Genomic DNA, 12,028 nt, shown 5'->3' with positions numbered 1-12,028 from the left:
CTACTTCCGTTTGGCCGAGCCCTTCGGGACGAACAGGGTTTCGGCCTGTTCCAGGGCCATGCCGTTGGTTTCCGGGACCTTGAACATCACGAAGAAGAACGACGCCGCCGCGAACGCCGCGTACATGGCGTACGTCAGCGGCAGTGAGGCCGCCGCCATCACCGGGAAACTCAGGGTAATGGCAAAGTTGGCAATCCACTGGGCGGCCGCGGCGAGTCCCAGCGCCCGGGCGCGGATGCGGGACGGGAAGATCTCGCCCAGCAGCACCCACACCAGCGGCCCCCAGGACGCGCCGAAGCTGATCACGAAGACGTTTGCGGCCACCAGGGCGACCGGGCCCCACGAGCCGGGGAGCGTAATGTCGCTGCCGGAGCCGGTGGCCGAGCTGAACGCGGCGGCCATCGTCGCCAGCGAGGCGGCCATGCCGATGGAGCCGGTCAGCAGGATGGGGCGGCGCCCCACCCGGTCCACGAGGGCGATGGCCACCAGTGTCACCAGGATGTTGGTGACCGCCGTGGCCACCGAGATCGTGAGCGAGTCCTTCTCCTGGAAGCCCACCGCTTTCCAGAGCGTCGTGGAGTAGTAGAAAATCACGTTGATGCCGACGAACTGCTGCAGCACGGACAGGATGATGCCGATCCACACCACCGGCTGCAGCCCCAGTGCCTTGCCCCGCAGCGAGCCCTTCTTGCCGGCCTGCGTGTCCTCCTTGATGGCGGCCTTGATATCACGCAGGCTGCGGTCGGTGTCCTCCTCCGGCGCGATGGAGTCGAACACTTTGCGGGCTTCGTCTTCTTTGCCCTTGAACACCAGGAAGCGCGGTGATTCGGGGAGCGTGAAGGCGATCCAGCCGTAAACAATGGCGGGTACCGCCCCGGCGACGAACATCCAGCGCCAGGCCTCGACGCCAAACCATAGGGGATGTCCGGCGCCGCCGGCAGAGTTGGCGAAGACGGCGTCGGAGAGCAACGCCGCGAATATGCCGGTGGTGATGGCGAGCTGCTGGAGCGAAGCGAGGCGGCCGCGGACCCGCCGGGGAGAGATCTCGGAGATGTAGGCGGGCGCGATCACCGAGGCCAGGCCGATACCCAGGCCGCCCACGAGGCGCCAGAAGACAAGATCCCAGACGCTAAAGGCGAATCCCGCGCCGAAGGCGCTGACCAGGAACAGCAGGGCGCCGATCTTCATCGCTGGGATGCGGCCGTACCGGTCAGCGAGCCGCCCGGCCATGTAGGCGCCCACCGCGCAGCCGAGCAAGGCGACGGCCACGGCGAAGCCGGTGACGGCTTCGCTGAGCGCAAACTGCTGCTTGATTGCATCGACGGCGCCGTTCACCACGGAGGAGTCGAAGCCGAAGAGGAAGCCCCCCACGGCGCCTGCCACGGCGAGCCAAATGACGCGGCCTGGGATTTTGGGTGCGGGCTCGTCCTTGGCGGGTGTCATATCCAAGTCATACCACCGGCACGCCCGGGCATGCACGTCATGCCGGGCTCAGCGCTCCAGCAGGATGCCGTCCGGGTCGCACCAGATCCGTTGCCCGGGCCGGACGGCCACACCGTCGATTTCCAGCGCCACGTCGCTCTCGCCGGCCCCGGTTTTGGAGCTCTTGCGGGGGTTGCTGCCGAGGGCCTTGACCCCCAGCGGCAGTCCCGCAAGCGCCACCCGGTCCCGGACCGCGCCGTTGATCACGACGCCGGCCCAGCCGTTCCGGACGGCGCTCGCCGCGATCAGGTCCCCCATCAGTGCGCTGCGCAGCGAGCCGCCGCCGTCGACGACCAGCACGGCGCCGTTTCCCGGCGTGCCCAGCAGTGACTTGACCAGCGCATTGTCCTCCAGGCAGCGGACAGTCCGGACCGGCCCGCTGAAGTGTGTCCTGCCGCCCAAGGACTGGAACTGCAGGGCGATCGAGTCCAGCTCGGGGCCGCGCTCGTCGAAGAGGTCGGCGGTATTGACGGGGCTAGCGGAATTCACGGAGGGCTCGGGCATTGGATCTCCTTGCTGTGGGGCGGGTTTCTCCCGGCGTGATCGTTGCAGCCCACGATAGTCTGGGCGCAGACCGATCATCAGCTGCTGACTTCAGTTCGGGGGACCATATGAGCCTGTCCGATCGGCCCGGAGCAGTTCCGGCCGCAGCGGCCGGGTCGGGCGCCGGCGCCGGCAGCGACGCCGCTGCCGCCCTGGCGGAGCCGGAGCGCCCGGTCCGGCCCGTCTGGACCGCCGGTGTGGTTCTGGTCAACGTGGGAATCAACGCGGCCTTCTTCGGTCCGCTCCAGGTCCTGCTGGGCCAGCAGGCCGCCAGCTTCAGCCCGGGAGAAAAGGAAGCCATCCTGGCCCTCGTGACCGGGGCAGGGGCGGCAGTTTCGCTCGTCGCGAACCCCCTGTTTGGCGCCTTCAGCGACCGCACCACCGCCCGCCGGGGCCGGCGCGTGCCGTGGGTGCTTTCCGGCGCCGTCCTCGGCGCTGCGGCGCTGGTGGCGCTTGCGGGAGCGCCGAACGTTGCCGTGATGACCGTCCTCTGGTGCCTGGTCCAGGCGGGCTGCAACGCCGCCTACGCCGCGGTCACCGCCGCCATCCCGGACCGGGTGCCGGTCCGGCAGCGTGCCACCGTGGGTGGCCTCGCCGCGATGGGCCAGACGGCAGGCATTCTGGTCGGCGCGGTGATCGCCGCCGTCGTTGCCGGGAATTTCGGGCTCGGCTACCTGTTCTGCGCGGCCGCGCTGCTGGCCGGCGTCGTGCTGTATTTCTTTGAGAACGACGACGTCGCGCTCCCGCCGGAGGCCCGCAGCCGGTTCAGGCCGGCAGCGTTCGCCCGGAGTTTCTGGATTGCTCCGGCCCGGTACCCGGACTTCGCGTGGGCCTGGCTGACCCGGCTGCTGGTGAACACCGGCAACCACATGGTGACGCTGTACCTGCTCTTTTTCCTGACCGACGCCGTTCGGCTGCGGCAGACGGAGGGGATCGCTGCCGAACTCGGCGTCCTGATCCTCACCGGGCTCTATGCGGTCACGGTCATCGTCACGAGCGTGATCGGCGGCCGGCTGAGCGACCGGATGGGCCGCCGAAAGCCGCTGGTGATCCTCTCCTCGGGCGTCATTGCCGTGGCCGCGCTGATTTTGGCTTTTGCGCCGACCTGGCCCGGCGCCCTGGTTGGTGCGACGGTGCTGGGAGTCGGGTTCGGTTGCTACCTGGCCGTCGACTTTGCCCTGATCACCGAGGTCCTGCCCACGGCGCTGGACCGGGGCAAGGACCTGGGGATCATCAACATCGCAAACTCACTGCCGCAGGTCCTCGCACCCCTCATTGCCTACCCCTTCGTCGCCCTGTGGGGAGGGTACGTTTCGCTGTACCTCGCGGCCGCGGCCATCGGCCTGCTGGGGGCGGTTTTCGTGGTCAAGATCCGGGGCGTCGCCTAGCGCTTCCGCGCCGTTCCGGTGACCGGCAACCCGCCCTGCGAGGTGACGTATAGTAGACGGCATTGCCGCGGCAGCGCTGTGGAGCGACCTTCCGGCTGCCGAGAAAATCGACCCCGGAACACTGCTGATGCCTGAACTCCCTTCGGATCTTCCGCCAATGGCCCCGCCGCCCACCCTGCCCCGGCAGCGCCGCCGCTATGCGCGGATCCTCGATGCCGCGGCCAGCTTCGCCCGTACCGGCCTCGATTCTGTGGTGCTCTCGGAGGTGGCGGCCAAGGCTGATGTGCCGCTGGGCACGCTGTACCGCTACTTCCCTTCCCCGACGCAATTGATGCTGGCCCTGTACCGTCGGCAGCTCGGCGAGCTGCACCTGGGCGAATGGCCGGCCGGGACCAAGGTTCCGGCGCACGCGCTGGCGGGAGTGGTGATGGAGATCTTCCACATGCGGCTCATGCAGCCGGCAGTGGAGCAGTGCTTGAACCGGGTGGTCTACGCAAAGGACACGGACACCACGCGCCTCCTCCGGGACATCGATGCCACGGCGGAGAAGGCCGTCAGCCAGCTCAGCGGCGACGCTGCCGTCTCCCGCGTCCTGTTGTTGACCGTCACGGGCCTGGTCCAGGCCGTCCGCTGCCGGCGGCTGTCGCTGTTCGAGGCCGAGGAAGACTTGAAAAGGGCGTGTTCGCTGCTCTGCGATGCGCGCACGGCCTCCACTCCGGTCTAGACCAGTTACCCCAATGTGTCCGGCGAAGTCCGTACCAGGGTGCGGCGTTGTCTATCATGGCGGAACAGGACGGCGCCAGCGCCAGCACTTCCGGAAGCTTCGCCGCAGGCGGCCCGCCACCCTCAGGCCGCCGCCGTAGCTTCCCAGACCATCTTGGGCACGCCTGTGCCCAAGCAGCCAAGTGCCGTGTGCCCACGGTGAGCCCCAGGAGACAACGACGTGTCCATCGAAACCATTAAATCCTCCCGCCCAGATTCCCCCGCGGCGCCGGCAACGGCGCTCAGCGACGACGAGATCTTCGCGTCCCACCAGGGCGGCAAGCTCTCGATTTCCAGCACCGTCCCGCTGGCCAGCAAGCGTGACCTTTCCATTGCCTACACGCCCGGCGTCGCCCAGGTCAGCCGCGCGATCGCAGCCGACCCCGAGTTGGCAAAGTCGCTCACCTGGGCCCAGCGGCTGGTCGTCGTGGTCAGCGACGGCACTGCCGTGCTGGGCCTCGGCGACATCGGCGCCAGCGCCTCGCTGCCGGTCATGGAGGGCAAATCGGCCCTCTTCAAGGCCTTCGGCGACCTCGACTCCATCCCGCTGGTGCTCAACACCACCGACGTCGACGAGATTGTCGAGACTCTGGTGCGGCTGCGCCCCAGCTTCGGCGCGGTTAACCTCGAGGACGTGTCGGCCCCGCGTTGCTTCGAGCTTGAGGAAAAGCTGATCGAGGCCCTCGACTGCCCGGTCATGCATGATGACCAGCACGGCACCGCCGTCGTCGTCCTCGCCGCGCTGACCGGCGCCGCGAAGGTCACCGGGCGGGAACTGGCAGGCCTGCGCGTGGTGGTTTCCGGTGCCGGCGCGGCCGGCATCGCGGTCGCCGAAATCCTGCTGGCCGCCGGGATCGACGACGTCGTACTGCTCGACTCACGCGGTGTGATCCACCGCGACCGTGCGGACATCGCCGCTGACCCCGAAAGCAAGAAAGCGCAGTTGGCCGCGCGCAGCAACCCCCGGGGCATCAGCGGCGGGCCGGGCGAGGCCCTGCTGGGCGCTGATGTGTTCATCGGCGTTTCCTCGTCCCGGCTGGATGAGGACCACTTGAAGCTGATGAACCAGGACGCCATCGTCTTCGCGCTCTCCAACCCGGACCCGGAGGTGCTGCCGGAAGTCGCGGCCAAGTACGCGGCTGTTGTCGCCACCGGCCGCAGCGACTTCCCGAACCAGATCAACAACGTGCTGGCCTTCCCGGGCATCTTCCGCGGCGCCCTCGACGCCGGTGCCCGCCGGATCACCCCGGCGATGAAGCTGGCGGCCGCCCGTGCCATTGCCGAACTGGCTGAGGCCGAGCTGTCGGCAGACTACATCGTGCCGAGCCCGCTCGATCCGCGGGTGGCACCCGCCGTCTCGGCCGCCGTCGCCGCGGCCGTGGAGGCCCAGTAGCGGGTCAGCGCAGGAGCCAACCCTAGACTGGGGGGATGAATCCCGGAGTCGCCGTCACCATCCTCTGCGGCCTCGCCATGCTGGTGGGCGTGGCCGGGATCGTCATCCCGGTCCTGCCCGGCAGCGTCCTGATCGGCCTCAGCCTGCTGGCCTGGGCGCTGTGGGGCGGGGCAGGCGCCACGGGATGGGTGGTCTTTGGCGTCGGCCTGGTGCTGGTGCTCGCCGGGATGGCCGCCGGCGCGGTCCTGACCGGCCGAAAACTCAAGCAGCACAGCGTCCCGGGCCGTTCGGTCCTCGCCGGCGTGGGGTTCGGCGTCGTCGGCATGTTCCTGATTCCGGTGGTGGGCCTGTTCGTGGGCTTCGCGGCAGGACTGCTGCTCAGCGAGTTGCACCGCACCCGGGCCTGGCGCAGCGCTGTGCGGTCGAGCTGGGCGGCCCTGAAAGCGACCGGTCTCGGGATGATCGCCGAATTCGGGCTCGGCTGCCTGGCGGCAAGCACCTGGCTGATCGGCGTCTGGGTGACGGCCGCGGGCTAGCCCCTCCAGTGGCCGCAAAGCCTGCACCATTAGCATGGAACAATGAGCGCCGGACAGTCCGCAGGACCCATCTATCGCGATTCCCGTGACCTCACCCCGTTCGGGAGCCCGCTGGTCCGCACGCCGGTACGGGACATTGCTGGCGGCGTCGGCGGCATCGTGCACACCGCCCTGGGCGGCCGGAACGGGGCGCTGCTGAGAGTGGATGGTGCCATCCCCCGGCTTAAGCTGATTCCCGGAAAAGCTGCTAGGGCCGTGTACGACGCAATCTTCCACAACGCCGACCCCAACCAGCTGATCTCAACGGGCCGCGCCTACCCCGGCTGGGCGGGGCTCTGCTACGTGATGGCCGGGCTCCTGGCGCACCAGCAGGGTGGCTACCTGCGTGCCTCGGAGCTCCTCCAGCGCGGCCTCACCACCCGGAACGACGACGACGCCAACCAGTTCGCATCCGGCTATCTGACCCGTCTGGTCACCCGGGTCGAAGTGGCCGAGCGCATCGAGGTTCCGGTCCTCTTCAGCGAGGAAGCCGTGTTCCTGGCGCTGGCGCACTCGCTGCGGGAGACCGGCAATCTCGAGGCAGCGCTGCAGACCGTGACGTCGCTCCCGCCGTCGCTGCCCGCAGCCCTGGCCCGGTGCTCGGTGGCCTTCTCATTAGGCCGGGACAAGGAAGTGGCAGTCTGGACGGAAGGGCTGCTCAACGCCGACGACCTCTCCGCCGCACTCCTGTTGGTCCGCGCCCGGTCCCTGCGCCGCCTTGGTGCCGCTGCAGCCGCCCAGGCGGCATTGAAGGAGGTCCTTCGCCGACGGAAGACCCACCTGGTGCTCCGCAACGATGCCCTCACGGACCGCGCCCTGCTGCTGCTGGAGAGCGGCCGCAAATCACTGAATCCCCGCGACTGGCTGCGGGGCCGTCCCGCCGAGCTCGAAACCTTCGACGTCATCCGCAAGGACGTGGAAGAACGCAGGCTCTGGGAGCAGGAATGGAAGCAGCTGAACCGGGAGTGATCCCTGCGGGCGGAGGCTGCAGGGCTGCCCTCAGGCCATGCCCGCGACCACCGGCACCAGCTGCTCGGCCAGCAGCACCACACCCAGGGCAATCATGATGACCCCGCTGGCCAGCGTGACCCGGCGTGCGGCTCCGGGCCGGGAGTGCAGGAGCTTGCGGGCCAGCAACGCCACGCAGGTGTAAACGACGGCCACCATCAGCACGAACGTCAGGCCCAGGAGGGCCGACTGCAGCGGCACCGAGAGCGCCGCGTCCGGGCTGACGAACTGCGGAACCAGGGCAACGAAGAAGAGCAGGCCCTTCGGGTTGATGCCGCTGGTACCCACGCCTTGCAGAAAGACGCGGAACTGGTTGGACTGCAGTTGCGATCCGCCGGCACCTTGCGCGCTAAAGCTGGCCCCCCGCCAGGACCGCGCCGTGCTGATGCCAAGCCACAGCAGGTACGCGGCGCCCGCGACCGTGAGCCAGCCGAGGAGCCCCGGCAGCCGGGTGATCACCGCGGCCAGGCCGGCGGCCAGCAGCGCGGTGTGGACGACGTAACCGCCGCACAGGCCGGCCACGGCGGGCGCGAAGCTGCGCTCCCTGAGCCCGGCCGAGATGGAATAGGCCCAGTCCACGCCCGGGGTGCAGGCGAGGGCCACGGCCACGCCGATAAAGGCAAGGAAAAGCTGGGGGTTCACGGCGGGATCTCCTGGAGGGTGCGGCTACAGCCACCAGCCTACGAATTTACGCCGCATAAGTGCTTACCGATTTCGCTCGGATACCCGCCTCAACGGTAAGATTCTTGCGTGATCGACCATGTTGACAGAAGTATTTTGCGCTACCTTCGCGAAGACGGACGGATTACCGCCACGGCCCTTGCGGCGAAGGTCGGGCTCACCGTGGCGCCCTGCCACCGCAGGCTCCGCGAACTGGAGGCCTCCGGGGTGATCCGCGGCTACCGCGCGGACATCGATCCGGCCGCCGTCGGCCTGGGCTTCGAGGCGATCGTCTTCGTCACGCTCCGGCAGGTGGACCGCGGCACCATGGAGATCTTTGAGAACCGGGTGGCGGCGGACCCGAACATCGTCGAGGCCCAGCGGCTGTTCGGCAAACCCGATTACCTGCTGAAGGTCATTGCCGAGGACCTTCCGGCCTACCAGCGCTTTTACGACGCCGAACTGACCTCGCTGCCCGGCGTCGAGCGGCTGACGTCGACGCTGGTGATGAAGAGCCTGAAGGCCAACGCCGGACCACCCGTCTGACCCGTCGGCCTGAGCCGGGCGCTCAGCTGTCCAGCAGGCCCGTGGTCCGGTAGGGGATGACCTCGCGCAGGAACATGCTCGTGGAGGTCCGCACGATTCCCGGACACAGCCGGATTTCCTCGGACACCCGGTAAAGGTCGTCAGGGCTGGTGGCCACCACGCGGATGACCAGGTCTGTGTCGCCGGCGGGCGCGTGGCACTCCAGGACCTCCGGGATCTTCCGCAGCGCAGCGATGGCCTCATTCAGATGGCTCTGGTCCAGTTCCGCGCTCACGGCCGCCGCCACGCCGCGGCCCAGGGCCGCGGGCAGGACCCTGCTGCTGTTCGGGCGCAAGGCGCCGGAATCGGACATCCGCTCCAGCCGGGACTGCACGGTGCCGCGGGCCAGGCCGAGCCGCTGGGCCAGCACCATGATGGGTGTCCGGGGATCCTCGTCGAGCGCCAGCAGAATCCGCCGGTCCGTCGCGTCCAGCTGCTGCAATCTGACCACTTCCTGCCGATCATTTCCGGGCCGGGTGATCATTCTGACCAGCCAAGGCATTGCCCGTTGCACCAACTGTAGGGGAACTGCTCAAATAGTGGCAACACGGGATGCGGGCCACCGCCCGCACCCGAAGGCTACAGATTCCCCGGCACACCTCCCGGACCCTGGATGAGGCCCCCGCAAGGAGCCCGCCGCTGATTGACTCTTGTTCACGCATCGTCTTTCCGCACACCCTTTACGGCAAGAGCCCCTGAGCCCCCGACGTCGGATCCTCCGAAGTCATCGGTGGCTGAGGGGCTCTTGTGTTGCCCGGCATAGGCTGGTGCCATGACAACCGCCGGACGCTTCGCCCCCAGCCCCTCCGGTGAGCTGCACGTGGGCAATCTCCGCACCGCCATCCTCGCCTGGCTGTTCGCCCGGTCGACTGGCCGGCGCTTCCTGCTGCGGGTCGAGGACCTCGACCGGGCCCGCGCAGGGGCCGAGGCGGAGCAGCTCCGCGATCTGGCCGCGATCGGCGTGAGCTGGGATGGCGGCGTCGTCCGCCAGACGGACCGCGAGCCCCTCTATGCTGCGGCCATCCAGCGGCTTGCCGACGCCGGGCTGAGCTATGAGTGCTTCTGTACCCGCCGCGAGATCCAGGAGGCGCCGTCGGCACCGCACGCCCCCCAGGGCGCGTATCCGGGGACCTGCCGCAACCTGGGGGACGCCGAGCGTGCTGCCAAACGCGCCGTGCGGCCGGCGGCGCTCCGGCTTCGCGCGGACGTCACGGAAGCAACGGTGCAGGATGTCCTGCATGGCAGTTTCACCGGCGTGGTGGATGATTTCGTCCTCCGCCGCAATGACGGCGTCACCGCGTACAACTTGGCCGTGGTGGTGGACGACGCCGCGCAGGGCATCGACCAGGTGGTCCGCGGCGACGATTTGCTGCCGTCCACCCCGAGACAGGCCTACCTGGCTTCGCTGCTAGATATTCCCGTTCCGGAATATGCGCATGTTCCGCTGGTTCTGAACGCCGACGGCGCCCGGCTGGCCAAGCGCGACGGCGCCGTCACACTGGCGGACCTGGCTGCCGCCGGAATCAGCACGGAGGAGGTGCGGGACCAGTTGTTGGCCTCGCTCGGGTTGCCCGCAGGCCCCCTGCACAAGGCGCTCGACGCTTTCGACCCGGCGGTGCTGCCGCGGCAGCCGTGGGTGTGGCCCGGGACGGTCAGCCACGACGCGTAGGCTGGACCCATGTCTGAACCAGAGTTTATGGATGCGCGCGGCCCGGAGCCCCGCTTTACCGTCGAGACGGCAAGGGTCCTCGCCGAGGTGGCCCACAACCGGCAAAAGGACAAGCTCAAGCGGCCCTACCGCGAGCATGTGATCGCCGTCGGCGACGCGCTGGCTGACTTCGACGACGACATCCGGATCGCCGGGTACCTGCACGACATTGCCGAGGATACGCCGATGACGCGGCAGGCGCTGCTGGACATGGGCGTCTCCCACCGGGCCGTGGACATCATCGAGCGGGTTACGAAGCGCTTCCACGAAAACCCGGACGATTACGCCGCCGGCATCCGCTACATCGCCGAGGACCACGACGCTACCCTGGTCAAGATCGCCGACAACGCGCACAACTCGCTCCCCGAGCGGGTCAAGGCGCTGGCCGAGAAGTGGCCGGACAAACCGCCCGTGACCCGCTACGATGACGCCCGGCCGGTACTTTACGCGGCCGTCCCGGTGGAGGAAACCCGCAAGATCCTGGCCCGGATCAACCCCTGGCTGCTGGACGAATTCGATGCCCAGCTGGATGCGGCCGACGACACCGATTACGAGAACCTTTCCTACGAGGACGCGGCCGGGGACTAGCTAGACGCGGCCCAGCAGGTCGATGTCCTCGAGGAAGTCCTGGTGGACCTCCGGGCTGACGGTGGTCCGGGTATCCGCGATCGCGTCGAGGTAGTCCTGCGTGGCGGGGCCCTTCCGGACCGCCTCGCGAAGGGAAACATCGCCCCCGGAGGCCGCGCCGCCGTCCCCGTCCAGTCCGTAAACGGCGTTCTCCAGCGCCCGCTGCGAGGCGCTGCGGGCCGCGTACTCGATGTCCGCGGGGGAGAAGCCCTCCGTGCGGTCCACCAGCAGCTCCACGTCGACGTCGTCCACCACGGCGGCAGGGATGAAGCGCTGCCACATGGCCTCGCGGGCCAGACGGTCCGGCAGCCCGATCGGGATCACGTAGTCGAACCGGCCGTGGCGCAGGAAGGCGGAGTCGAGCGCCCGGATGAAGTTGGTGGCACAGACCAGCAGCCGGCCGGGCTGTTCGCGGAACGCCGGGATGATCTTGAGCAGTTCGTTGGTGACGCCCTGCAGCGGCGACGGCGGATCCCCGGCGCGCTGCGAGGCGATCTCCTCCACCTCGTCGATGAAGACAACGGCGTGCTCCAGCTCGGCGATTTCGAGGAAGGTCTCGCGCAGGGCGCCGGCCAGGCCCTTGGGGTCGGCGGCGAGCCGGGACGGGAAGACCTCCACGAACGGCCACTCGAGGCGGGATGCGATCGCCTTGGCGAAAGTCGTCTTGCCGGTTCCGGGCGGCCCGAACAGCACGACGGCGCGCGGCGGGACAACGCCGTACTCGTCGGCGAGGTCGGCCTCGGCCAGCGGCAGGACGAGGCGGCGCTCCAGGAGCTCCTTCTCACGGTGCATGCCGGCGACGTTTTCCCAGAGGTCGCGGGCCAGGATCCGGCCGCCCAGCTGGCCCAGCGGTTCGAGTTCCTGCCGCTGGACGGGGATTTTCCGTTCGAAGTAGCGCAGGTTCTTCTTCAGCACGAAGCCGCGGCCCAGGAAGGCCTCGACGCGGGTTTCGGATTCCGGCATCAGCGCGGACAGCTTGTTCAGCCCGTGCGGCGCCATCCGGTTTTCGACCGCGGCCAGCAGCGAGGTGCCGATGCCGCGGCCACGGAATTCGGGAAGCGTGGCCAGGAAGACGATCCAGCCCTGGTCGTGCGCAGCGCGGCCGACGGCGGCACCTACGACCTGGTCGCCCAGCACCGCGACCACGGCGTGGTCCTTTTCGCAGGAGGCGAGGACCTCGGAGAGGGCGTAGACCGGCTCGACATTGGTGGCCTTGAGGGATTCCCAGAGGTGCAGGATGCCGTCCAGGTCGGCCGAGTGGAAATCCCTGATCCGCCAGTTGGTCATGTGGTCTCTC

Annotated in this window: 13 protein-coding genes; 8 read left to right on the top strand and 5 right to left on the bottom strand. The window is 68.7% G+C overall.

Annotated features, from left to right (window positions below; genetic code table 11):
- Entirely contained in the window at positions 1 to 1,443 is a 1,443-nt protein-coding gene (locus tag AC3ANP_RS04485) for a sugar porter family MFS transporter (protein ID WP_488332144.1), read from the bottom strand.
- A gap of 48 nt (positions 1,444 to 1,491) precedes the next feature.
- Entirely contained in the window at positions 1,492 to 1,986 is a 495-nt protein-coding gene (gene rraA / locus AC3ANP_RS04480; RefSeq protein WP_488332143.1) for a ribonuclease E activity regulator RraA, read from the bottom strand.
- 107 nt (positions 1,987 to 2,093) lie between these two features.
- Between rraA and AC3ANP_RS04475 the strand changes: the two genes are divergently transcribed.
- From AC3ANP_RS04475 to AC3ANP_RS04455, 5 genes are all read left to right on the top strand, one after another.
- Positions 2,094 to 3,413 (top strand): MFS transporter, encoded by a 1,320-nt coding sequence (locus AC3ANP_RS04475; protein ID WP_488332142.1) that lies wholly within the window; start codon positions 2,094 to 2,096, stop codon positions 3,411 to 3,413.
- 127 nt (positions 3,414 to 3,540) lie between these two features.
- Positions 3,541 to 4,137: a TetR/AcrR family transcriptional regulator gene (locus tag AC3ANP_RS04470; RefSeq protein WP_488332141.1), complete on the top strand. Its 597-nt coding sequence runs from the start codon at positions 3,541 to 3,543 to the stop codon at positions 4,135 to 4,137.
- Between the two features lie 219 nt (positions 4,138 to 4,356).
- Entirely contained in the window at positions 4,357 to 5,568 is a 1,212-nt protein-coding gene (locus AC3ANP_RS04465; protein WP_488332140.1) for an NAD(P)-dependent malic enzyme, read from the top strand.
- A 35-nt stretch (positions 5,569 to 5,603) separates the two neighbouring features.
- On the top strand, positions 5,604 to 6,104 hold the full coding sequence (locus tag AC3ANP_RS04460; protein WP_488332139.1) for a DUF456 domain-containing protein: 501 nt from the start codon (positions 5,604 to 5,606) through the stop codon (positions 6,102 to 6,104).
- Between the two features lie 42 nt (positions 6,105 to 6,146).
- Positions 6,147 to 7,112: a hypothetical protein gene (locus AC3ANP_RS04455; protein ID WP_488332138.1), complete on the top strand. Its 966-nt coding sequence runs from the start codon at positions 6,147 to 6,149 to the stop codon at positions 7,110 to 7,112.
- A 30-nt stretch (positions 7,113 to 7,142) separates the two neighbouring features.
- On the opposite strand, the gene AC3ANP_RS04450 is transcribed toward AC3ANP_RS04455, so the two are convergent.
- Positions 7,143 to 7,793 (bottom strand): LysE family translocator, encoded by a 651-nt coding sequence (locus AC3ANP_RS04450; RefSeq protein ID WP_488332137.1) that lies wholly within the window; start codon positions 7,791 to 7,793, stop codon positions 7,143 to 7,145.
- A 108-nt stretch (positions 7,794 to 7,901) separates the two neighbouring features.
- Here AC3ANP_RS04450 and AC3ANP_RS04445 point away from each other — a divergent pair, with 108 nt between their 5' ends.
- Positions 7,902 to 8,357 carry an Lrp/AsnC family transcriptional regulator gene (locus AC3ANP_RS04445; protein ID WP_488332136.1) on the top strand — a complete coding sequence of 152 codons (456 nt, stop codon included), beginning with the start codon at positions 7,902 to 7,904 and terminating at the stop codon, positions 8,355 to 8,357.
- Positions 8,358 to 8,379: 22 nt separating this feature from the next.
- Here AC3ANP_RS04445 and AC3ANP_RS04440 read toward each other — a convergent pair whose 3' ends face one another.
- Entirely contained in the window at positions 8,380 to 8,838 is a 459-nt protein-coding gene (locus tag AC3ANP_RS04440) for an Lrp/AsnC family transcriptional regulator (protein WP_488332971.1), read from the bottom strand.
- 330 nt (positions 8,839 to 9,168) lie between these two features.
- On the opposite strand from AC3ANP_RS04440, the gene gluQRS reads away from it, so the two are divergent.
- Both gluQRS and AC3ANP_RS04430 read left to right on the top strand, forming a co-directional pair.
- Complete coding sequence (gene gluQRS / locus AC3ANP_RS04435) at positions 9,169 to 10,065, top strand: tRNA glutamyl-Q(34) synthetase GluQRS (protein WP_488332135.1); 897 nt, start codon at positions 9,169 to 9,171, stop codon at positions 10,063 to 10,065.
- Positions 10,066 to 10,074: 9 nt separating this feature from the next.
- Complete coding sequence (locus AC3ANP_RS04430) at positions 10,075 to 10,692, top strand: HD domain-containing protein (protein ID WP_488332134.1); 618 nt, start codon at positions 10,075 to 10,077, stop codon at positions 10,690 to 10,692.
- On the opposite strand, the gene AC3ANP_RS04425 is transcribed toward AC3ANP_RS04430, so the two are convergent.
- Complete coding sequence (locus AC3ANP_RS04425) at positions 10,693 to 12,018, bottom strand: ATP-binding protein (RefSeq protein WP_488332133.1); 1,326 nt, start codon at positions 12,016 to 12,018, stop codon at positions 10,693 to 10,695.
- Positions 12,019 to 12,028 lie beyond the last annotated feature (10 nt).

This window comes from Arthrobacter sp. JB02-1C, from assembly GCF_057748045.1.
The sequence above is the reverse complement of the archived record's forward strand: the minus strand, read 5'-3'. Positions and strand labels throughout refer to the sequence as shown.